The 22951-nt window shown below is 63.5% G+C and carries 18 protein-coding genes; 7 read left to right on the forward strand and 11 right to left on the reverse strand.

Annotated elements, in window-relative coordinates; genetic code table 11:
• Positions 1-518 precede the first annotated feature (518 nt).
• Entirely contained in the window at positions 519-959 is a 441-nt protein-coding gene (locus ACFULV_RS17550) for a hypothetical protein (protein ID WP_378657797.1), read from the forward strand.
• 281 nt (positions 960-1240) lie between these two features.
• On the opposite strand, the gene ACFULV_RS17555 is transcribed toward ACFULV_RS17550, so the two are convergent.
• Complete coding sequence (locus ACFULV_RS17555; RefSeq protein WP_378657798.1) at positions 1241-2653, reverse strand: hypothetical protein; 1413 nt, start codon at positions 2651-2653, stop codon at positions 1241-1243.
• Between the two features lie 319 nt (positions 2654-2972).
• Between ACFULV_RS17555 and ACFULV_RS17560 the strand changes: the two genes are divergently transcribed.
• Positions 2973-3891 (forward strand): IS5 family transposase gene (locus tag ACFULV_RS17560; protein WP_378657801.1). Its coding sequence is split into 2 segments (ribosomal slippage): positions 2973-3356 and positions 3358-3891, totalling 918 coding nucleotides; the frame shifts between segments, so codons are not numbered across the junction.
• Between the two features lie 903 nt (positions 3892-4794).
• Here ACFULV_RS17560 and ACFULV_RS17565 read toward each other — a convergent pair.
• From ACFULV_RS17565 to ACFULV_RS17575, 3 genes are all read right to left on the reverse strand, one after another.
• Positions 4795-7170 carry an AAA family ATPase gene (locus ACFULV_RS17565; protein ID WP_378657803.1) on the reverse strand — a complete coding sequence of 792 codons (2376 nt, stop codon included), beginning with the start codon at positions 7168-7170 and terminating at the stop codon, positions 4795-4797.
• A gap of 206 nt (positions 7171-7376) precedes the next feature.
• Positions 7377-9431, reverse strand: coding sequence for a DNA/RNA non-specific endonuclease (locus tag ACFULV_RS17570; protein ID WP_378657806.1), 2055 nt, complete (start codon positions 9429-9431; stop codon positions 7377-7379).
• 337 nt (positions 9432-9768) lie between these two features.
• Positions 9769-10251 carry a hypothetical protein gene (locus ACFULV_RS17575; protein WP_378657808.1) on the reverse strand — a complete coding sequence of 161 codons (483 nt, stop codon included), beginning with the start codon at positions 10249-10251 and terminating at the stop codon, positions 9769-9771.
• A gap of 326 nt (positions 10252-10577) precedes the next feature.
• Between ACFULV_RS17575 and ACFULV_RS17580 the strand changes: the two genes are divergently transcribed.
• Positions 10578-11612, forward strand: a complete 1035-nt coding sequence (locus ACFULV_RS17580) for a trypsin-like peptidase domain-containing protein (protein WP_378657810.1) — start codon at positions 10578-10580, stop codon at positions 11610-11612.
• A gap of 13 nt (positions 11613-11625) precedes the next feature.
• On the opposite strand, the gene ACFULV_RS17585 is transcribed toward ACFULV_RS17580, so the two are convergent.
• Positions 11626-15168, reverse strand: a complete 3543-nt coding sequence (locus ACFULV_RS17585; protein WP_378657812.1) for an NACHT domain-containing protein — start codon at positions 15166-15168, stop codon at positions 11626-11628.
• A gap of 378 nt (positions 15169-15546) precedes the next feature.
• Between ACFULV_RS17585 and ACFULV_RS17590 the strand changes: the two genes are divergently transcribed.
• Positions 15547-17112, forward strand: coding sequence for a DUF6777 domain-containing protein (locus tag ACFULV_RS17590; protein ID WP_378657814.1), 1566 nt, complete (start codon positions 15547-15549; stop codon positions 17110-17112).
• A gap of 114 nt (positions 17113-17226) precedes the next feature.
• On the opposite strand, the gene ACFULV_RS17595 is transcribed toward ACFULV_RS17590, so the two are convergent.
• From ACFULV_RS17595 to ACFULV_RS17615, 5 genes are all read right to left on the reverse strand, one after another.
• On the reverse strand, positions 17227-18198 hold the full coding sequence (locus ACFULV_RS17595) for a hypothetical protein (RefSeq protein WP_378657817.1): 972 nt from the start codon (positions 18196-18198) through the stop codon (positions 17227-17229).
• Between the two features lie 37 nt (positions 18199-18235).
• Positions 18236-18844, reverse strand: coding sequence for a hypothetical protein (locus tag ACFULV_RS17600; RefSeq protein ID WP_378657818.1), 609 nt, complete (start codon positions 18842-18844; stop codon positions 18236-18238).
• A 47-nt stretch (positions 18845-18891) separates the two neighbouring features.
• Entirely contained in the window at positions 18892-19878 is a 987-nt protein-coding gene (locus tag ACFULV_RS17605; RefSeq protein ID WP_378657821.1) for a hypothetical protein, read from the reverse strand.
• 73 nt (positions 19879-19951) lie between these two features.
• Positions 19952-20185 (reverse strand): hypothetical protein, encoded by a 234-nt coding sequence (locus ACFULV_RS17610; protein WP_378657822.1) that lies wholly within the window; start codon positions 20183-20185, stop codon positions 19952-19954.
• Between the two features lie 628 nt (positions 20186-20813).
• The gene (locus ACFULV_RS17615) at positions 20814-21356 is read right to left on the reverse strand and encodes a hypothetical protein (protein ID WP_378657824.1); all 543 of its coding nucleotides are present in this window, start codon (positions 21354-21356) and stop codon (positions 20814-20816) included.
• A gap of 42 nt (positions 21357-21398) precedes the next feature.
• Between ACFULV_RS17615 and ACFULV_RS17620 the strand changes: the two genes are divergently transcribed.
• Together ACFULV_RS17620 and ACFULV_RS17625 are read left to right on the forward strand one after the other, a co-directional pair.
• A complete protein-coding gene (locus tag ACFULV_RS17620; RefSeq protein WP_378657827.1) occupies positions 21399-21611 on the forward strand; it encodes an STAS domain-containing protein in 213 nt (70 codons plus the stop codon).
• An 8-nt stretch (positions 21612-21619) separates the two neighbouring features.
• Positions 21620-21766, forward strand: coding sequence for a hypothetical protein (locus tag ACFULV_RS17625; protein WP_378657830.1), 147 nt, complete (start codon positions 21620-21622; stop codon positions 21764-21766).
• A 207-nt stretch (positions 21767-21973) separates the two neighbouring features.
• On the opposite strand, the gene ACFULV_RS17630 is transcribed toward ACFULV_RS17625, so the two are convergent.
• On the reverse strand, positions 21974-22588 hold the full coding sequence (locus tag ACFULV_RS17630) for a hypothetical protein (protein WP_378657833.1): 615 nt from the start codon (positions 22586-22588) through the stop codon (positions 21974-21976).
• 150 nt (positions 22589-22738) lie between these two features.
• Between ACFULV_RS17630 and ACFULV_RS17635 the strand changes: the two genes are divergently transcribed.
• A complete protein-coding gene (locus tag ACFULV_RS17635; RefSeq protein ID WP_378657835.1) occupies positions 22739-22948 on the forward strand; it encodes a hypothetical protein in 210 nt (69 codons plus the stop codon).
• Positions 22949-22951 lie beyond the last annotated feature (3 nt).

Genomic DNA, 22951 nt, shown 5'->3' on the forward strand with positions numbered 1-22951 from the left:
GGCCCAGAAGGCGTGCGCACGTTGTTCTCTGTGGTGCGCTGAACTTTGGTGGATATCGGTGGCACGGCAATCATGTGTGTCCGTTCAGTGTGTTGGTGGCTGGACGCTGCGGTTCGGCATCATGTGGGACTGAAACGAGTAGACATATTGTCTAACGTAGATATGCGTATCTAAGTATATAGCATTGACGGCGTCAGGAATCATCGTTGGTTACATACATTCGCTGCCGAGCAGGGAAGGCCTCGGGCCCAAATGCGTGGCGCGTATGGCAGTTCCGGGTCGGCCGCTGAAAATCTGGACCCGATCGGTGTAAATGTGTCCCCGCAGTTCGGGTGCAGATTCTGCGTACATGCCCGTGCTAAGCGACCGTTCCCGAGGGCGCAGTCAGGGGTCCGCGTTCGCCGATGATGGAAGGACACCCGCGCAGCGCACGCTCAGGCCGTGCCAGAGAGGGGGCGTAACCCCCTCCAGTGAATTCCGATACTCAGAGGAAGTGGTCTTTGAGGTCAGGAGTGGCCATGCGGAACGGAGGAGTGGTTGGCGCTTTCTTGGTCATGGCCGCGATGTTGTGCGCCTGCGGTTCGGAAGAGAATCCCGATGACAGCGGAACGGCTGAATTTACTAATCTCCAGTATCCGACGACGCCAACGACCACCGCGGAGCCTGTTCTCACTCTCGACCCCGATCTTGTCGAAGCGGGCGTCACCGAGGAGCTACTGCAGCAATTGCATACCGTGGCCAGCAGTACCAACTACGGCCTCAAACGCGACGCGCCGATCCCGCGGGACATCTTGCAAGCCGTAGGAATGACGATGGTTGACCGTTGCCGTGAGATCGCGTCCGGCGCGGAGACCTGGGAGCGAGCAGTGGAACTCGACATATCCACCGGTGCAACCCGTTCCGACTCCACAGACATGAACCGATTCCTCCGCACCATCTTCTGTCCCGCCGTCCGGTAGCCACTTTGTGGGCGTTGCCGAACGGCGTTCGTCAGCTCAGTTCGGCTGATTAGTCGGTAGCCGGCGACTGACAACAAGGCCCATCGACGGACCCCGCCACCGGCCAAGCCTGTGTCGACATCCACCCGTCACCGGCGTCGGACACACTGAGGAGATCGGCATCGGTGGTCATTCGATCCGGCATTGACCGTTCGGCGCCGCTTTTTCGGTGTTGTCGCGACTTCGAACTAGTCGAACACCCAGCCCTGAAGCCCCTCGATGGCGCGCTCCCACCGGAGTCTCTAGGAGGAGACTGTGGGGTCTCCGGAGGTGCGGCCGGTGCGATCGAGGTGGACGGTCGCTACGCACACACGGGCCGTGAGGGTGTCACGTCGGTATTCCAGTACAGGCCAGCCGCTGTTGTCCTCTGATTCGCGGATGTACCCCTCGACTTTCCTCAACGCGGCCAGACGCTTGCCGACGGCTTGGTGGAAATTCTTCTGCGGCACCAACAGCAAAAGCACGGCAGCAGTGTCGTGGGTGATGAGGTATCCGAAAAGCTGCGGGTCGAGGGCTTTGGTCACGATCGTGTCGTCATGGGCCCACTTGGATTCGCAGATGAAGATCTTTGCTGGACCACTGCCCTCCGCGAGCTTGTCGGCCTCAATGAAGATGTCGGACTTGCCGCTGTGGGTGAAGACCTCTCGCTGAGCACCCGGCAAGGTAGCGTTCAACGTGGCGGCGAGTAGATCGCTGATCTGATCCTCGGTCAGGTCCGAGAACGACCTACCGTAGCGTTCAACAGAATTTGCCCAGATCCGGATAGTCCGCAACACCTCCGCGAACGAGGCCGGCGCCAGACGCGGCCGGGTAGTGAGGACAACGGCACCGTCAGCCTGGCCAGGTGGGAGTTCGATGCCCGCGGGCTCGGCCAGGCTGTCAGCAACGTTTACGTCATCCAGCTGTAGTGCGGGCGCCTTCCATGACGCGGGGAACCCAAGGTCGGCGGTGACTGCGGCGCGGTTGGTCAGCCTGCGCCGCTTGTCCTGGATGAGGCGCCGAAATTCCTCCGGCGCCTCGACATCGAAGAAGTCGGCCGTCTGCTTGGCAATCGCCTCCACGAACCGCCGTGCGAGCGACACCCGCTCATCGACCTCGAGACGGAAGCTCAGGATGCCGTCGTGGACCTGCTGTTCCTGCTCCAGTGTCAGATCCAGATATCCGTACATGGCCCAGCGCTCACCGGATTCGGTCATCGGGCTGAGGAGCCAGGTCTCGTACGCGACTCGAAACCGGTAGTTGTGCAGCCGATTCTCGATGAGGGTGTCGTAGTACTGCTCCCACGCGTCGGCGTCGACAGGGACCAGGCCGGTGTCGTCCCGGTCGGGCCAGCGCATGAGGAGCCGCTCGTCTCCGTGGATCGGGAGAACGATGCGGTGGCGAGTGATCGTCTCGCTGTGCTCCCCGTCCGAACTGGTTGGCCGCTCAGTATCGTCGATCCGCGGGCCCGGCTCAGGCTGGCCGACAGACGGCGATGTTGGACGGCCAGCAGACAGCCTTTCAGGTAACAAGGCCGCGAAGTCGTCCAGTTCGGCGAGCTCACCGATCTGCTGTAGCTCTCGATGTAGTCCCAGCTGCTCGAGAAGATGACGAAGGAACGTCGACAGCGGGTAATCCTTGCGAACGTCTGTGGTGAACGCGGAAAACGAAACCATGGCAAACAGCATATTTGGCGGCACCGACACCCGGCGCCGGGCACGAAGGTCCCGTTCAAGCAACCGTCCTCGGACACCTCGCATCTCTTCGGGGTTGACTACCACCTGCAACCACAATGAACACCGACCCATGGACATGGGCCGGTGGATCGTTTCATGGGCTCAGCGGATCGGGGCTTGCAGGCCGGCGTCCGCGGGCGAATCTACCGGCGCGACGTCAACGAATGAACCAGCAGCCGCCTCCGCCCCGGGTCGGCCTAGGTCATGTCTCCCAATCGGATTTTCGGTTCACGACCGGTAGTCCGTCAGGTCGGGCATCATGTTCGCCGTGGCAGCGACTGTCGGTGGCCGGCATCAGGTTCTGACGGACAACCAGTGGGAACTGCTCGAGCTGCTATTACCGAAATCCGATGGCCGCGTGGGCCGTAACTTCTCCAACAACCGCCAGGTCGTGGAGGGGATGTTGTTCCGGTTGCGGACCGGGATGCCGTGGCGGGACCTGCCCGAGGTCTTCGGTCCGTGGCAGACGGTATGGAAACGTCACCGCCGTTATGCCGCCGACGGGACCTGGGATCGGGTGCTGGTCGCGTTGACCGCGTTGGCGGATGCGACCGGGAATCTCGATTGGGTGGTCTCGGTCGATTCGACGATCGTGCGGGTGCATCAACACGGCGCCAACACCCGTCGCGGTGACGGTGTGGTCGCCGGCCCGGATGGTGAGTTATGAGCCGGCTGATCACGGGATCGGCCGGTCTCGGGGCGGGTTGACGACTAAAGCTCATCTGGCCACCGACGGCAACGGACGCGGGTTGGCGGTGTTGATCACCGCGGGCCAGGCCGGTGACTGCCCGATGATGCCGGTGTTGCTCGACGCGATCGCGGTTCCGCGACTGGTCGGTGGCGCACCGCTACGCAACCCTGATCGGGTCCTGGCCGACAAGGCGTATTCGTCGGCGGCCAATCGAGAACTGTTGCGAGGCAAGAGGATCACGGCGGTGATCCCGCAGCGTTCCGACCAGGTCGCCAACCGCAAACGCCGCGGCCGTGCCGGTGGACGCCCGCCCGGGTTCGACTCGGATGCCTACAAGGGTCGAAACGTAGTCGAGCGGGCGTTCAACAAGGCCAAACACTGGCGTGGTGTCGCGACTCGCTATGACAAGCTGGCCTGCACCTACCGGGTTGGGATCGTCATGGCCCTTACGGTCGAATGGCTGAAGCTATTGGGAGACATGACCTAGTGGCCTGTTCGCGAAGTTGGTGAGGCGATGCATCAATGCGCGAGCCGCGGCTGGTGTGAGGTCGGGCGGATTCGTCGGGACGATGACTTCGAGCTCTGCCGGTTCCGTGCTGGCGTCTCGGAGAGTGGCGCGCGTCGGCAAAGGGTTCTGGGGCAGGCCTGGTTTCTGCAGTGGGTCCACCTTCGGCAGTGGTGGCCTGGTCAGGGTTGCCTGCGGTGGACTCGATCGGCCCAAGGCCTCCGCGGTAGAGGGTTCCATGACCCGCTGATGTCGTCGGCTTCTTAAGGATCTCTCAGATTGACCCGTCTTGAACCCCCACGGGCTCCTGCCTGCGGTTTTGCGACTTACCCGACTCGGCTGTCCCCAGTGGCACACGGCCATATGTGCTGGTCAGAGGGGTAATGCGGTGAAAAAAAATTGTGTCCGGAGGGCGATTCGACCACTATGCACACCGTCTGATTCAGCGGACGTCATTGGTGCTGCACTAACGGCGCGATCGCCTTGAAGCCCTTGTTAGAGGACCTATCGGGTCTGTGGCCGGCCGCGTAAGCGCAGTTCAGTTGGCCACCTGCAGAATCGATGGCCCAGTTGTCAACGGACGGGTCGCAGGCGATGCCAGCTGCGGGCACAGCCTTCGTCGGCGCGGGCCGGGTGGTCGGGGCGACCGTTGACGGTGCAGGTGCCTCCGTTGTCGGTTCCGCCGACGTTATGGGAGAGGCCGGGTTCCGAAGCAGATTCGGAACCCGGCCTGGTTCATTCCCCACAAAGCCACCACTAGATCCACGAGGGACTTGCGCCGCGGTCATATTGTGGTGCTCACTCTGTCGGCCGCAGCGTGTGTATCGCCTGCCTTGGTGACGGGTTTCGCTTCGAGAGTCTCAGTGAGGTCGGTGCCCACCAGGCTCACCGATCCCGATTGACTCCCGCGAGGACGCCCTGATTGCGGAGGCGTTCGAGGTGGCGCACATTGCCGAGCCGCTCAAGGAAGTCCGGGTAGTCGTCGACGTTCTTGAGCGGCTCGGAGGCGAGCTTGAACTCCCGTCGCAACCTTGCCGTCTCGGCGCGGACGACGTCGCCTGCTGTGCTGTCATCCACAGCTGCGTCGACGCGCTTGAGTACTGTCAGAGCACGGTCTCGCGTGCAGCCGCTTGAATGATCGGCGGTGAAAGTGTCGATGATGCGATCCAGACGCTGGTCCCGGCGGCTGTCGGACTCGCGCTCCTGCGCCAAGCTCAGCCTGTCAGCGAGATGCTCAATCAGTAGGCCGAAGTTCTTGTCCAGCGCCGGGACTCCGGGTGGGCGGCTCGCGTCACCCTCGGAATCGGCCAGGAATGCCAGAAGCTCTTTCGCGAACCCCGCCTTGCTGATTCGTGTGTTGAAGACGGACTCAAACGCCTTGTCCAATGCGTCCCAGAGGCTCCCGTCCGTGGCCTGAAGCAGGCCTGTGACGTCGTCCTCGCCGAGCCGCTTCGCCGACTCCTCGTCGAGCCCGAGGAACGCGCGCGCATACCGTCTCGCGGCTGTGACTGCGACCGCTGCTGGCACCAAGTCCTCAGGTTCGCGGACGAAGACGCCTTCAGAAACTTCCAAAGAGACGGCGGTCGACCAGTCCGTCACCTGGACGACGAGGTCGTCGGCGACAGTCGGTCTGCCGTGCGCTCCGCCCTTCCTGATCTGCTTGCGTGCCGTTTCGCCGGCGGAGTCGCCGTCAACAAGCACGACGCACGCGGGCTTGACCCGATCGCGACCGCGAGCGAGGTAGAGCATGTAGGGGATGTTCGACCCGCCCGGGACGATGGTCACCTGGTTGAGGTCCAGGCAGCGACTGGGGGCCGTACCTGCGCGCAGCAGCCGCATGTTCATGCCAGCGAGAAGGACCTGATCTGCGATGCCCTCGACGAAGAGGTTGTCGCCACCGATGAAGGCGGTCTCGGCGACGAACGCGCCGAGAGACGTGCGCAGCGGCTCGTAGTGGTTGCGCGTCGCGTCCTTGACATGTCGGGTGCCCTCGTCGCGCGAGCCCTTATCGACCACTCGTACCCGGTGGCCGGCGTTGCGGTTGATAAGGAACGGCGAGTGCGTTACATACACGACCTGATCTTCGCGGTCCTCGTCGTCCGGGCGCGCATAGTGCTCAAGCACCCGCAGAAGGTCTTGTTGTCCCGAGGCGGAGGGGTAGGCGTCCGGCTCGTCCATGAGCAGAACTTCCGGCTTTGCGATCGGTCGCTCATGGGCGAGCAGCTGCACGTAGTAGCTGAGGAAGTACCGCAGCCCCCGGCTCCGCTCCGTGAACGAATAGTCGGTGCCGGTGCGGTCGCGGATGGTAAACACGAGCTCGTGCTCCCTCGGCGAGACGCGGAGCTGGAACTCCGAGTCCTGGCTCCACCACCGTGAGACGTTCAGATGACGAGCGATCGAGTTGTTCATTTCCTGAATGAGTCCGTTGACCAGTCCTTCGCGTTCCTCGGCAATTGCGCTCTGGAGCTCCCTGAAGCTCGACTCCTCGATCCGCGCGATTTTCACAAGAAGATCGAGGCCGAGCTGCTGTTCTTGCTGCCAACGCGCCGACTCGGACGAGTTGTCGCCGTTGACGAGCGCCAGGACGCTCGGCGCGCTCTTTGTAACATCTTCGGCCGTGGTGATGGAGGCGAACAGATCCAGGAGCGCGGATCGCTTCTTACGCCCGGCGAGACCGCCGCCGTTGTTGGCGAGCTTCGCGATCGATACGGAGTCGGGGAGCGCGATCTCGGTGTTCAGTTCGTGTGGGTGTGGCAGCAGGCCCTGGAGGGCAGATACCTGCTCGTCAGCGAGGATGACGCGGTCGTCGTCGCGGTTCACCACCGCGACCACGTCTGGCTCTGGGCGGAGCAGTAAGAGCTCGCCGTTCTTTCGCCGCGGGATGCCCTGCTTGTCGACGGCGTCCGCCTCGCCGGTGTCCAGCTCGAGCGTCAGGCCGACTTCAGGAAACCGACGGGATCCGTGTTCGACAGAGAACAGCGTCGACGACCTGCAGAAGTCGCGCTGACGGAGGCCAGTGCCAGTGAGCGCGATCCTGATGGCATCGAGCAAGTGGGTCTTGCCGGATTCGTTCGCGCCGACCACGGCCGTGATGTCGGGTTCGATCGGGATCCGAACGTGCGGCATCCAGACACCGTCGACCTGCTGCCAAGGCACGGGCTTCGCTCCTGGCATTGCTTTCAGCTCATAGTCGAAATTGAACGACTTGTAGAACCGGATCCAGACCTGTCGTACCCGCACGAGCGCTCCCTTGCTCATCATGAGACCGGTCCAAGAACTCTGTCGCTGTCGAGTCTATGGATGGCCACCGACAGATCGCGGCCTCCGCAGAATGCGGGCTTCGAACACGACGATCCCTTACGGCTTCGTCGGTGTGGTGGAGATCCGGTGTGCCCGCCGTCAGCCGTCCTCATCGTTCGACAGCAGCGACGACAGGCGGCCAGGAGAAGGAGCGGATGGACCCGGCCTCAGACGAATTGGATCTGGTGAATGTTGTCGAGTTCGGTGTCCGGACTTTCCGGTTCGCGGTACGGGTCCAACGCGGTGATGTCTCCGAACGACAGCCCTGCCTTCTGCTCGATCCATTCGATCCGGCGCTGGGTAGTCTTGTGCTGACCGAAGACGAACTCCTGTTCGGAGAGGAACTCTCCTTGCGACAGGCTGTAGCCGGTCGCGGTGAGTGCCCCGGTGGTGTCGTGGATGAAGACGATCACCTTCCAGAACGCGACAGGAATTCGCACGTCGAACTTGATCGGGTCGTCGTCGTGGAGGAAGGGGCCGGTGATCACCGAGATCCTCATCTGGTCCCGTCGTGCGTTCTGCAGCGCGTAGTTCTCGAGGTCGAGCCAGACTCCGGCGTTGAAGGTTTGCATCTGCGGGACAGCGTTGGTCACGTGCATGGAGTCGTTGTTGGCGCGTGCGGCGACGGTTTCCGGACCCCAGACCGGGTCTTCACGTCGAGTCATGTGCCCGCGGGAGAACTTGGGTGCCGGGCCGTAGCACTCCTTGCTGATCTGCGCGTGGTCCGGGATGCGTGGGTCGCGCCGCCACTGCGTTCGATCGGCCCTGGCTCGTTGCTTGCCGTCGATGTTGACCGCGCTGTAGAGGCACATGCGCCGTGTTCTGCTCATCACGACCGAAAAGTGTTCGTAGTTCAGCACAGTGCCGTCGCGGCCGTTGTCATCGAAGACGAGGACATCGTCGTGATCGTTGACCACCGGCAGCGTGACTGCCGCATCCGCGCCCAGGAATGTCTGCGAGAATCCGCTGCGGCCGAGGTAATCCGCGGCGATTCCCTCGATGACGAGGTCCTCGGTCGAGATCCCGGGCGTAGGGGGAGAGGCCGTCGTGGGCGCCGGAGCAGATACCGCAGAGGGGTTGTCCGTGTAGGGGTCTCCGATCTCGACGGTGATACGCAACGGCACGACAGCACTGAACCGCGCCGGCCCGCCTGCGGTCGGTGTGGCAGTGTCGAATGTGCCGGCACCGACAGTGTCCACGGTGACCGCGGGAGTCGCCGGTCTTCCCCGCCTGCCCAGCACTGCTGACAGGCGCTGTTGGACCACCGGGGCAGCGACAGCGAAGTTGGCTTCGAGGAAGCGTCCGGCGAAGTGCAGCCCAACTGCTTCGCCGGTGGTCAACGACACCACGACCGACCCGGAGTTGCCGCCCAGTGTCGTGCAGTCGTGCAGGATCACCGGACCTTGTTTGCGGGTCAGTCGCCCCGGTGCCAGGCGTTTCTTGTCGTAGAGGTCGCCGTAGATCTGTTCCATGAGCGCTTGATCGGGTATCCGGCTGTCACGTGCGGGGTATCCGATCACCGCGAGGAAGTCGTCCACCACCGGGTCTTGGGACATCGGGATCGGCGCGGGTGTGCCCGGACCGGTTTGATCCACCCGCAACAGCGCGATGTCGGGACCGGCGTCGTCTTCGATGTGCAGGATCTCGGTCATCGCGAAGGTCAGGTCTTCGGGCCGGTTCGCCTCCTCAAGAAAGTCGATGGAAGCGGTCATCGGACCGAGAATGCCCTGGCGGAACACGAATTGGGCACCGGCGGCGCGGCCGAATTCTTGGGCGACGTGGCGGTTGGTGACGATCACGTTCGGTGCCAGTAGCCACCCGGTGCCCAGCCAGGAGGCGTCGTGGCCGGTGACCTCGATCCTGCCGACGGCGCGCGCGGCACGGATCAGGGAGTCAGAAGCCGCGCTCAGACGGGTCCGCCAGACCTCGCTGTCGGGATCGGTGAAGCTCAGTTGTGCGGCGTCGCGATGGATGGTCAGCACGGGGCGGCCGGTGCGCACGACGATCGTTTCGGTGTGGAAGCCCGCACCGCCGAACTCCTCCGCAGGGCTCGACGACGTTGTGCCGTCGAGTGTTTCGCGGGTGTCGGGAACCGCCACCAGTTCGGTCTCAGAGGTGACGGCGCGGGTCTCGGCTAGTTCGGCACGCAGCTCATCGTCGCTGTCTTCGATAGTGGCGTTGTGGAGCGCGAGCCGAGCGTGGACACCCTCAGAAATATCCATAGCGAGACAGTATTACGACGGTAGGTGGTCCTGCTCGGTTCGGCGAAATTTCCTGGGAAAGGGGAAGCGCTGCAGTGGGTTCCGCTGGCCCGCATCCGCGGTGTTCAGTGGGCTGAGGCGACGTTCTCGTCGATGTAGAACGGCGACGGACACCATGTCTGAGGTGCACACGCCATGTCAGCGACTGACTCTGCCGCGTACCGGCGGTCGCGAAGATCGCTGATGGACATCGAAGACGCCGCCCAGTGACTACGCAGTCCTTCTGCTCGTGCCGGGGACCTCACAACGCCGCCTTCGTCACCGGGTCATGCGACGGCTCCGGGGAACCGTCCTGGTCTCAGTCTCGGCAGTACGGGCACCACGGACGCAGCCTGTGATGCAACCAGACCGAGTACATGAACGCCGCCCACAGCGCATCGACTGGCAACAACACCACCCGCGGCAGACCGACAGAGTGGACAAGGAACACTGGCACGCTGATCATCACCACCACCAGCAGCACGCGAGGGGTAGTGCTCACCCAGTGCCGCAGCCACAGCAACCATTGTTGGCGTTCGGCGCGCTGGCCGGCATCGGCGGGGACCTCCCGCATGCACTGCACGCACAACCGCCGAAAGTCGTTGTGCATCAGTCCGATCAGCAGCGCGGCGTTGCCGAAGAGGATCGTGAGCTCGACCGGGGTGCTGGTGTAGCCGAAATAGGTGGCGACACGCGCTGCCGCAACTGCTGCGAGCGCGTACAGCATCAGGTGCGCGAGGGTGTTGAGGAGTCGGCTGAACCGGGACTCGTCGTTGTTGAAGGCGTTGTCCATGATCGCCACGTCAGATGCGTCCTTGGTGGTTGGGCGGTGGGGGAGTGGGAGCCGTCGAGATTGGACCGGGGCGACCAGTTGAGCTGTAGTCGGGATCGTAGGCCGGGGTACCGACGTCATCGGGCGGTGTTCGCGTGACCACACTCACGCGGCGTGTAGTCGGTGAAGTGTTCGGCGGCGCCTAGCCCCGCAGTGTGGTCGTGTCGGCGAATTCCGAGATGCGTCCTCGGCGAATTCCGATGCGGTACGGCATCGACGACGGTGCGCCCATGAGCCTCCTACACTGCGAATACCTCACGCGCACAATTCCGCTCACCGACTGAAAGCCACGTCCTGTGACTGATCTGCTCGACACCCTGCCCTTCGATTGGACTCGCCCGGAAGCCCAAGAGCTGCTCGACATCCTCGCCCGCAGTTACTACCGAGACCCCGAGGTCGAGCGGTTGGTGCTCCAGGTTGGCATGTCGCCCGCTGACCTGAATTGGTCGCAGCCGATGGTCGGTGTCTGGCACGACCTGCTCAGCCAGGCACGCAACCAGAACCGTCTGCGGGATCTGGTCGACGCGGCGACCAGGGACCGCCCGGCTATCGCCGGACGTATCGGCGAGCTCGTGCTTCCCGCTCCCATCGTCGAAGCTCCGGCTGCAGCCGATTCCCAGCCTCACTGGTACGGATCAGACGACCCCAAATATCTCGAAGCTCAGATCTTCGACAAACCGACCCTGCTGGACGTGGCGTTCATGGCGCGAGGAGCGGCCATCGCGGCCGCGGTGTGTCGGCTGCTGGTGACCATGCGATCCGGTCGCTACTACGGCACGGCGTTCCGCATCGGCGCGGACCTGTTGCTGACCAACCATCATGTGCTCTACGACATCAAATACGACTCCGCCCCGTCGGCGAGGGAGGTGCAGGCGTGGTTTCACTATGAGCTCGGTGCCGACAACCAGCCCCGCGAACCGCTGATCTTTCAGGGGCGAGTCGAAACAATCGTCGGCGAGGAACGCGATGACTGGGCCGTGATCCGTGTCGATTCGACGCTGCCCGACGACATCCCCGTGATCGGGCTCACCACATCAGCGTCTGTGGTGGCAGATGATCGCGTCAACATCATCCAGCACCCCAGTGGCGGGCTGAAGAAGATCGGGATCCATCACAATCTGGTCCGCCATGTCGATGACCGAGTCGTGCAGTACTGGACCGACACCGAACCGGGTTCCTCCGGTGCCCCGGTTTTCGACAACGACTGGAATCTCGTTGCGCTGCACCGTGCTGGTGTCGGGTCGACCGAACTCGCACGGGGCAAAAATTTCGGTACCACCATCGGGCGTGTGATCTCAGGACTGCAGACTGCGGGTATCGACCTGGTCTGAGGATAGCCCTGGGTCACCCGAACTGCCGGTGAATATTGCCCGCCACGCCAGGCGGGCAATCGGGTCGACGAGCGAGGGCGAGGCTGCGAAGGCCCGGGGTGGCTGTCTCGATCGTGATGAATGCCTCGGCGATCGCGGCCCGGTTCGCGTCCGAGACCGTCGGCCACAGGTCCTCGAGGCGAGTGAGGAACTCCGCATCGGCGCGGGCCAGCACGATGAGAAGGTGCGCGAGCAGACGTTGAGATCGGCTGGCGATGCGTCCGACATCGACGTTCATCAGGAGTTGGGCTACCTCGTCCTCGACGGCGCCGACTCCTAAGTGCGCCAACCCCAGTGCTGTCAACGACTGCTTATAGATGCCGAACAGCGCGGGCAAGTGCCGGCGCAGGCGCTGCGCAACCGCCTCGGGCAGCAGTCGTTCGATGGTGGCGCGCAAGACGGACAGGATCGCTGAGGCCATTTGCGGTGTGAGCGCTCCGGCAGGGCCAGGCCCGGCGCGATCGATATCGATCAGCAACGTCAGCAGGGCATCGGCGGTCTGCGGGTCTTCGCCCGCGTCGAGCGAGAGCTCGAGGCGGGCGAACAGTTGCTCAGCGTGTGACCGGTTCAGCACGATCTGGTCGCGCAAGTCGTGGAGTTTGACCGCGACGATGCGCACGGAGTTCGTGTGCGGTGAGTTCAGAAGTCCGACCAGCCACGCTGCGGCATCATCGCCGATTGTTGCCGTCGGCCAGTGCGCCAGCGCGGTGCCGACCGCCGTCATCGCCGCGGACGCGACGTTGGTGCTCGGATCGTGGGCATACTCCACGATCCGCGCCCAGGTATCGGGGTCGTAGCCGCACACCAGCCCGTCGAGGCGAGCCCGACTGGTTCGACTGGCCGGGTCGGTACCGGGCACCAGGGTGCGCAAGTCCGCGGCGAGCTCGGCCAGTACCCCCGGTGTGTGGGCGGTGATGTTGAGGAAGGTGTCATACGCACTGGTGACGGCCGAGGCGTCCCCACCCTGGTCACGGAACGCGAGAAGGGCACGCAAACGATCGGCCAGCAAATCACTGTGGGTGCCGCAGGCTTTCACCGCCGAGGGCCATACTTTGCGTGGCATCGTGTCGATCCATTGCGACAGCACCCGTGTCACCGCGAGCCGTTCTGCACGATCGAACGAATCCGCGGTGTGGTTGACCACGGCGCATGCCACCCCGACCGCGGTCGTGGTGGGATTGCTCCCGAGAGCGGTGACCGTGCGCAGCGCCAGTTCCCGGTGGGTGTCGGCGATGTACTTGGCGACATTGACGCAGCGGTCGCCTGCCACGCGCGCAACCTCGCCCGCGGTCGCATATCGGAGAACCTCGCCCGCGGTGCCGGGATCGGTACACAGGTGCGCCACCAGGCGCACCTGGCACGAGTCCCACCGGGCCGGCAGTTCGGCGGTCATGATGTCGCGCCAGGTGACCCAGCCGAGGCGGGTTCGGAAGCCGGGTAGGTGCTGGCACCGGATCAGCAGCGCGGTCAGGTCCTCGACCGAACCTTCCGGGCAGGCACAACGTGTCGCGACAACAATCAGGTCGATGTCGCGCGCGTCAGGTCCCATCGCTTTGATTGCCCGCAGCACTACCCGTTGCGCTGACGGGGGCAGCATCTCGTAGCGATCGATCAACACCGCCGCGGTCGCGCTGTCAACGCCCTCGGCGACCACCGCCGCGATGAACGCCCTCGATGTCGAGGAGAGCACAGCCGTGGCAACGTCGGTGCGCGGGCAGAGAGCGTCGAGAACCTGTCCGATCCCCGCGGGCCTTTCCTGCGCCGCGATCTGTGCGATCAGTTGGGCTGCTCCGGTCGCGAGCCCGGGAAGTTGCGGCTCCTGTGCGTGTTCGATCCGGGCGACCAGCACTTCGAGAGCGGCGCAGTGGCACGGCGCAGGTGCGTTGGCCAGCACGCTGGCATTGGCGTCGATGACAGCGCCGGCATCGGCGGGCACACCCGCGTCGATGCGCAAAACCTGCTGCGGCGATCGGCGTGCGAACGCACCCGCCAGTTGGGCTTTGACTCCTTCGACTTCGGACAAGGGGATCGCGGCACAAACATCGTCAAAGCGGTTGTCGTCCATGGCCAGCATGGGCAAGTGCCGCGCGATCGGCCAATACGCGGGAACCAGTGAGCCGTCGAGGCCGGTGCGCAGCCGTGCGAAATCAGCGGCGGTCCCGATCCGGCGCAGGTGGCGGGCTACAGCGTACTCGCCGAAGGTCTGATGGAAGAAGCTGAATCGGTCAGCGGCGGTGACCACCGCACCGTCGCTGAGCAGCAGATCAAAGGCACCCTCGTCGGTATTGAGCCGCCCAGACACCGAGGTGGCGAAACGGTGTTCGCTCTCGAGCCACATTTCTTCGGCCAACGCGTTCGCGGCCGCGACTTGGCGTCGTGCGTTGGCGCTACGTGCGCCTCGGCCGTGGCGATCGGCGGCGATCCGCTTGGTCCAGTAGTCGTCATAGAGGGCGGTGACGGTGAGATCGTCAGGGATTGCACCGGATTCGGCATACACATCGCAGGCCATGGCCAGCCGAAGCGGGGTGGCCAGGACTTGTGCGGCACCCGGTTCGGCCAGGCTTGCGATGAAATGTGTGCCGGCGTCGTCGGTGATATCGGCGTGCGCGCCGACGAAGGCTCGAGCCCATGCACTGATTTCCTCGCCGGTGAGCAACGGCATCACATACTGCGATTCGGCGATCCCGCGAGCGGTACGCAGATAGTTCGTCCACTCGTGGTCGCGGCATGTCCACACCAGCTGCCCGAATCCGGCGATCCTGCTAAGCAGCCCGGCGATGGCGTCGGCGTTGCGTTCGCGCACCACCAAGTCCACCGTGTCGACGAGGACGTGCACGTCACCGGCAGAGGCGATGTTTCTCAGCAGGTCGGTCAGCGGTGGTGCCTCCGGATGGTCGAGCGCCGCGGCTCCGAAGGCCCGATCGATGTCGGCCACGGTATCCAACGCCGCGGTGGAAGACACCCTGTTGCAAGGAACCAGGATCGCTTGCCTCGTGGGCCGCCCGATGACTGCGTCGAAGATCTGGCCGAGCAGCACGCTCTTGCCGAGACCTCCCTCTCCGATCAGAACGAGAGTGTCGACCTCGGTGACATCGCGGTGCAGCGAGCGCGTCAGCTGCTGCGCGCGTTGCATATTGGGCAGAACCTCAGGATCGAGTTCGAGGCGCTCACGCTTGGCTGCACGAACCAACTGCGAGCTCCAAGGCACACCTGTACCACCGAGTGACTGCGGTGGTGTCCAGGCGAGATCCTGCAGGACCGTGAAGCCTGCGGTGCCGGGGTCCGCGGCGATCGTCTCGATCAGTGTCCGCAGTCGCTGGGTGGCTGCTGCGTTTCGACAGATCCGCGGCCACACATCGACCATTGCACCCGTGAGGTCTATCTCGTGCAACGCCAGGCCGGCGGCCTGCAGCAATCGGTCCGGCGGTGATTTGGGAAAGGCCGCGCACAGGGCACCGAGAAGATCTCTCGTGCCCGGGTCGTGCTCATCGAACGGGAAGCGGTCCAGCAGCGACATCCCCGCACTCCCCACGAGTTCGGCACCTCTACGACTCGGACAACACAGACCAACCTACCGCGAGCGCTGAGTTCCGCGCACGCTCGATCCCGTCGATGAACGGCTGGGAGCAATGGATCTTCGCCGGGGGTATCCCTGCGCCTTCGGCGATTCGGATTATCGGTGCTCCCGCAAGTGCTCGCGCACAAACGTCGAGCATCCCCGGTGGCTCGTGGCTTGCAGAAGTCGACGAGCACTGGGTCGATCAAAGTGACCAAGCGGCAGGTTCTTTCGAGGATCGGCGCGACTACCTGCAGGGGGCACCGGATTCTGGTTCGATTACGTCGGCGGCGGTTATGCTTGCCGAGCCTGGGCTCCACGAACACGAGGTTTGCGCGAATGTCGTTGCTCGACCGATGCCCGTTCGACCCCGCCGATCCCGAAGCGCAGACGTTACTCGACGCGCTAGGGCATCTGTATCCGCTTGCGACACAAGCGCAACGACCGATTTCCCGCGCAGGCATCCGACTCCAGGACATCGCACTCAATGATGCGATGACCGACGTGTGGCCGCGCGTACTCCACGCCGCCGCCAATCAGGGCAGGTTGCGCGCGTTGGTGAGCGGTATCGCTGCCGATCCCAACAGCGCCGGTCACGAGATCTTCGTCCGACTGGCCCAGACCCCGGTCGAGGCGGGCACCCGATCGCCGCTGCCGGTTCCCGCAGTCGGGCCGCAGAAGAACACAGCCCGAATCCTTGGCCTGGTGACTGCGGTGCTGGCGGTGGTGGCATTGGTGGCGATCGGTGTGGTGATTCTTGCGCCTAACCAGCAGTCGGGCGGCGAGATCGTGCTCGAGGGCTATGACTTCCTCGGCGCACTGCCGTTCATGCCGGCTGGCCCACAGCCAACGCAGCCAGTTCCACGTCCGTCGAGCGCGGCACTGCCAGTGCACAATTCTGGTGCGGGCGCGGTGCCTTTCGACGGCGCCGAGCCGGGGGCGTACGCCGGTGAGCGTGATGTGACGATCTCGCGTCGTGATGATCTCGCGGCGCACCTCGAAGGGCACCCGGAAACCGCTGCGGCACTGGTGGAAGTGCTCAACAAGGACCCGGCAGTCACCCGCAGCGCTGCACTCACCGTGGCCGGACTCGGCGCCTATCTGCGCACGCTGACTCCGGTCGTTCTCCGATTCGATATCAGGGTTACCGATCACGGGCTCGACGGACACACGGCCGTCCCACGCCAAGCCGTCCTGCAGTCCGGTACCGCTGTCCTCGTCGATGGCCTCGGGGTGCCTAGAATCCGGCTCGCCGGCGGGTCCCCGTTGATCGCGATGCAGAACGTTTCCGGGACGCCGCAGTATCTCGGTGTGAAGTGGAACGGGTTCGACGAGAAGGCAATTGCCGCCCTGCGGCCGACTGGCACCCCGTTGACCGTGCTGGTGTTGATTGATCTCGGTACCGGTGTCGCCTTCGACCGTCCCGTCGGTTCGATCGGTGATCGCGACACCGAGCGCACCGCAGGGTCGGTCGAACCGAGTACCTCACCTGTGGTGACCACGACCCCGCTGACTACGCCATTGACGCCGACAGCCACGACCTCGGCAGACACCCGGCCGCTGGACCTGTCCGGACCGTGGACAATGCGATCGTTGGGCAGCGACATCGCTGGCGCTGTCAGTCACACGGCGGAGGGGTTCGCATTCCGGAACGAGGAAGTCGCAGGCGCTGTGCGCGCGGCACTTGACTGTGTGCTGATCGGGAAGCTCGGCGGAGCTGCCACCATGAGCTGCCGAAACGCCGTGACGGGGAATGGAGATCCTCTCGGTGCGGATTCGACCTACAGTGGCACGCTCACAGCCATCAGTTGGCAGGGCCGCTCGATGTTCCGATTCGACGGCGTGATTACCGCACCCATTTACCCGTCGCTGGGACAGTACGAGGTCAGTCTTTTTCCTGGATAGTCGCTGGGGTACGGATGCGGTCAATCTGCATGGGCAACAGCTCGGGTTGTCAACCACTCGAGGCGTTGGCTTTGGTCGATGTCTGGTGTACGAAGTGCCAGGATCGTGCCCCGATCATGGGGTGTCCGGGTGGAGATACTGGTAGCCGAGAAAGCCTGTTGCGAACGCTTCCTGGTAGGCCGTCAGAACTTGATTTGCCCATTCATGTGCGGAATGCGACTGTGCGACACGGGGAATGGCTCGCTGATAGAATTCTGTACGCGCCGTAAAATCGTTGTCGCGCGGAAGCTCGATCTGCTCTTCCGCATAACGACCGGTGTCTCGCCATGTGAAACCGACTACTGCCGAATGACCGTCGACCCGCACAGAGGCGAGCGCGAAGTTCGCGGCGACCGCCCCTTTCGGGCGCAACGCTTCTAACAGTGCTTGCGCTGCGGCCTGTACGTCGGAGTCGCCAGTTCCTGTGAGGCCGACCTGCCACTTGAGAGAATCCGGTCGCTCGTTGTCGGCGATGGAATCGGGATGCTGACCACGATCGTCAGTGGTCGCTAGGGGGCGAAACGTGATCTGCTCGACCTTCTCGATCGTAGTGCCAGCGAAGTAGAAATCAGCGGGGGCACAGATCGGGCAGCCGGCCGGGTCGAGGAGCACCATGACACGCGCCGCACGGTCCCCGCCGCTCTGATAGCGCAGGAAATACCCTGGCTCGTACCAGTCGCGTCCGAGGACCGCATAAGCCCAGCCTTGCACCTCGACATCAGGCAGTTCGACCCGCGGTTGCGGAGTTCCTGATTTCGAAGTGGCGTGCCCGCGCACCGCTACTTCGACCGCAGTCACCGGATCGTCGGTAGGGAACGATCCCAGGTCCGCGGCGTCGAATATACGGACGACAACTTCGATGTCCACACCGCTAGTGGTGATCGCAGACCCGCGTGTCACCGTGTCGAATAGGCCGCGCGGACAATCGCGTTCGGCATCCGCGATGCCTCGTGTGGTCACCTGATCGAGTCGCCGCCGCTGCGAGGCAAGGATTTCGGGATGGTCGCGCCATATCTCGCGTGCCACTGACTGTGGGGTCACCGTCACTGTCCACCTCCTCGGTTGGCTACGGCGAGGACGGATCTCATCGGGGATTTGTGCCGTTCTTCAGGGCGTTGTTGACCCAATCGTCGCATCGTAATTTTGTCCCGTCACCGTACACGCAGTAGACGGTCAGAAGACCTAGGGGATCGCCACCTGGCATGCGGCCGGGATCGTAAGGGTCGACCGATTTTTTGCTGGCGGATCCGAGTACTTCCTGCTCTCGCAGGGTTACGCAGTTCTTGCCGCCCTGGCATCTGCGCTCGCGCGCCCAGACACGAAAGTTGGTGTCACCGGCGGCATTGGTGAATGTTCGCTCTGCTGTCAAGACGAAGTGAATCGCGTTGAGGGAAGAGATGCTGTGTCGATGACGTACTTTGTCGTATCCGAATCCCCAGCCATATCGTGCTTCAGCCACGATATTTCCCTTCGCTGAATCCGGTACGCAATAGAAGCCGCGTCGAACCGGCACGGTCCACCCGGCCCGCGTCGGTACATTGCGCATGACCTCCGCGCTGTTCTGGTTTGGAAACGCGGGTTCTCGTTTGGAGCAGTCGGTCGTGGTTTGCGCATATGCGGGCGCAGTAGCCGGGATCAGGTAAGTGGCAGCAATGATGGCAATGGCAAGCAGTGGGGCCGAGAAGATCCTCACAGCATCTCCCTCGTGACATAGTGACCTGCATGGGATGGTGATCTGAACTAGTTTCCGTAGTCAGCGATGTACGCGATATCCTGATCGGTATAGGCGATGCCGCCATTTTGGAATACTTGAGCCATCACCACGCCGGGATCCAGGTCGGTAGTGCGAGGATTCTCGATCGGATATCCCAACACGCTACGTTCCCCACCGAGTTCGATCCAGACATTGAGGACGAACGGCGAGATCCTCCAAGCTCCCACGATCGGGAGGTAGTAGATAGCGCTTCCATTCTCGAAGAAGACGTAGTGACCGATGCCGTCACCCGCGACCTGTTCGTCGGTGAGTGGCAGGCCCAGAGCGCCGTCTTCTCTACCGACCTCGGCCCACCGATCACGGATCGCGCCGAATAGAATTCGTGTCCCCATCGGTCCTGACCAGGTGATGGTCCCGTTCTCGAAGTTGTTGTAGCGCCCGCTGTCTCGGTTGACCGCCAGTTCGTCGCTGGTCGGGTACCCCAACGGGCCCGCCTCGGCACCGGTGTCGTTCCATCGACCTCGAAGCGCGCCGCCGATCGCGTAGGCCTCGTTCAACCGCCAGTAGATCCCAGCGTGCTGGAACTCCTGGCGTCGGCCGACTCCATCGGGATTGACGTACTCATCAGACGTGGGATACCCGAGAGCCCCTCCCTCCCACCCGTTTCGCTGCCATGCCGCGAAGAAGTGATTGACCACCGGATGCGCACCACCCCACGGCGACCAGTAGATCGGGCCATTGGTGAAGGTGTTCCGCCTTCCGACGCCATCAGGGTTGGTGAGCTCGTTGCTGGTCGGCCACAGAAGGAAGCTGTTCGGACCACCGAGCTCGTTGTATTTGTCCTTGATGGCACCGCACACTTCGTAAGGTGCCGGCCAATACACCTGACATCCGGCCGCCGCGCGGGCCGATCGCGCGCCAGGGCGTGGAACCAGAGCCGCCTCCATCGTCTCTGCTCGATCGGCTTCTTCCTTGGTGAAGCCGCCAGGGATCTGCTCGCAGTCCGAACGCATCTTGCCCGGTTCGACGGTCGCTTTCGGATCCTCGGTTGGCCGCCATGAATCGGGCTGTGACTTCTCGCCCGGTTCACAGCCGTCCCGTGCCGTTGGCGCGGGGCTCGCACTTGTCGAGGATGGTGGGGACGGTGGCGGCGCGGTCGAGGTTTTTGTCGGGCTGGGCGGTGCGGGTGCCGAGGGACTCGGCTGTGGCGCTGTGGTCGATGGTGGCGTCGTCGTGGAAGAAGACGGCGACGGTGCCGGTGAGTCGTTCGGTGTGCTTGGCTGGGCTGCGGAAAGGACCGGCACTGCTGTGAGTGCACAAGCTGCGGCCACTGCGAACACAGTTCGTACCGAACGCCGCTGTGTGCGCTCGACCCGGTTCGGATGTTGTTGTGAAGACCCCAAAGGTACCGCCCCTCAACATGTGTGGCCGTAGCGCCACCATTTGTCCTGTGCTGCACGGGTTCCCGCGATTGGACGAGTTAACAACTCACGCAGGGAATGTGGCCCACGTCATACTTCTCGATCTGTTCGACGCTCTGCCGTTCCTCTGAGATTCGTTGTGCTGCAAGCAGTTCAGGATGGGCTGGCCGACGTTCTCAATCATGCGGGCACGCCGGCGAGTGCCAGGGTCGCCGTCGGGAGCCCATCACAGGCGGTCTGGGTGTGAACCCACCGATGACCGACCGGGCTGACACGATGCATCCGACATCGACACTTGTCGCGGCAGAACACTCGCGCGCGTGCTCAGCACGTAGGAGAACCCGGCGGTGACAGCCGCTGCGTCACAGGGCTGGCTCTCCTGCGCTCGCGCAAAATCGCCGTCGAACGTATCTCCACCATGGGAAACAGCTTGGTCGAGGTGATCGAGCAATAGTGACTGGTGAAGCTGGTGTCGACTTGGCTCACACGTAATCCTCGCCCCATCGGGTCGCGCCGAGACGATAGCGCTAGCTGGGTCCGGGGGTAATCGCGGTGATCAGGCCGGCCAGGGCGACAGCAGATTCGCCCGCAGCGCTGATCGAGGCCGGCGCGGTCGGCCTGGCAGTAACGGTGCGGGCGACGCGATGTAGGTCGCGTGCCAGCGGGCGGAGCTGGGCTTCGATACCCGGGATATTGGGGCCCAGTAGTGGCAGGGTCGGGTCCGGTGCGAGGGCGAGTGGATCGGGTATCACGGCAGGGTGGTGAGTCGGCACAGCCTCAGCTATCGCCTCGCCGAGATCAGCGGACAGTGTCTGGCAGCGTGCGGCCAGGGCTGGGTAGGCAGGCGGGACGTGCAGGGCGTGGTCGGTGATGGCTTGGGCCGCGGCCGCGATCGCGATGACCGCGTCGCGGCAATACACCAGAGTCACGACTGGCGAGGCAGTTTCGGCGACTGTAGCCAGGTGCTGGCGAGTACGACTGAGCGCGGCAACGACTCCGCCTGGATCGAAATAGCCCGGAGTGGGCAGCGGCTGGGCCTCGGGAGTTGGATTCGAGGAATCGCGGCGCATGTCGGCGAGAGTAGACCGTGTGATGGATCGCTAGATTTCGACATGCCGGTTCAGACCACCATGTTGCATGTGCGCGGGGTCGTCGACGCCTCCACGCTCGCCCGCTGGCAGCGGGTGCTGGAATCGGCGATCGCCATAACCGCGATCGAGGGCAGCCGACAAGTGATCGTTGACATGACCAAGGTCGAGCTCGTGTCGTTGGGCGCGATCTTCGCCTTGGCTGAACTCACCGGCAGGGCCAGCGGGTCGGTATAGGGATCAGCGTGGTCGACGCGAGACCGTACGCGGTGGCCAGCCGCGTCGTCGAGGTCACCGGCCTGACCGAGTGCTTACCGGTCTACCTCGAACTCGTCGAGGCCATGGCCTCGAGCGCAGTCCGGCCTCGCCCCGGCGGCTGCCGGAGATGGTAGTGCGGCGCAACAGGCAAGTTGGTGCGAGATTCGCGAGGTCTTTCGATGGTTGACACGACAAGAGAAATCAATAGTCGAAGCGCAGAAGCAAACGGGACTGGAGCCGTATTCACGGATTTGTCTGCAGTGGATAGCAGTCGTGCCACTGTACGTCGCTATTCCGGCAGTCAGTCACGTTCGTCGGAATTGCGGCTGGTTTAATCGTCGTCACAGTCGCGAGGCGACGGTGTTGAGCGTGTATTCGGCACTATAGTATGGTTGACAAGTTTCCCGGGTTTCCCCCGTCTTAGATAACCTGCAATTAGCTTGGGTGGATAGATACCAATTGGTTCCTGCTTCGCACAACATCCCAATATTGCTGATAACCGAGCCGTCAGATGCGTCAATCCACACAGGCAACTCATCGACCAATTGTGCGGTCAGTAGATTCCAGCCCTTACTGGGCCATTGCACAACTTCTCGGCCGATGACGAGTTGACCCTGAGCCGCACCAGCCGCCCATACGGCTGCCACCGCAAATGATGCATCCATCGATATGCCTTCACGCTTGACCCAGTAATCGCTCCCACCGGGGCGCAGCCACCCCAGCCCAACGGTGTAGCTAACGTCGATCGAGAGTTCCCAAACAAAATCACCGCTGTCGAATCGACTCCCGTACTGCAGGCATCGAATGTCCCGCGAAACGGCATGCAACGCCTCCACCCAAGCTCCGGGCGGGCTCACACCCTCAGCGTCAAGTACCGGCACAGCACCGGATTGCATCGGTATATGCCACACCAGCATGTCTGAGTCAGAAAAATTCCCAAAATCCGGCCACACCATCAGGCCATTGTCGCATCAGAGTGCCAGGAGCGGCTGCATCCGGGAACCTTCTACTCATGAAGACAGACTGTGCAGGCCACCGGCAGTCGTCACCTCTGGCCCGCTGCCACGCCGAGACCGGCGACCGTACACGCCCACGAAGCACTCTTGGTGACCGAACCATGGATCGAGAGCGACCGCGTCGGTGAACTCCCCGGCTGGTGCGCATGGTGGGGCGGGGACAAAGCCACCGTGAACAGCCAAGTCGCGAAAACACTGCGAGCGCTCAACGAATGGGACGCGGCGGAATCGCATCAGCTGCTGGCCACCACCTTCTGGGATCCCCAAGGCGCACCACGAGTCGCGCCGGTCCGGCCTTGATAG

The organism is Nocardia sp. NPDC057272 (assembly GCF_042668615.1).
Classification (GTDB): domain Bacteria; phylum Actinomycetota; class Actinomycetes; order Mycobacteriales; family Mycobacteriaceae; genus Nocardia.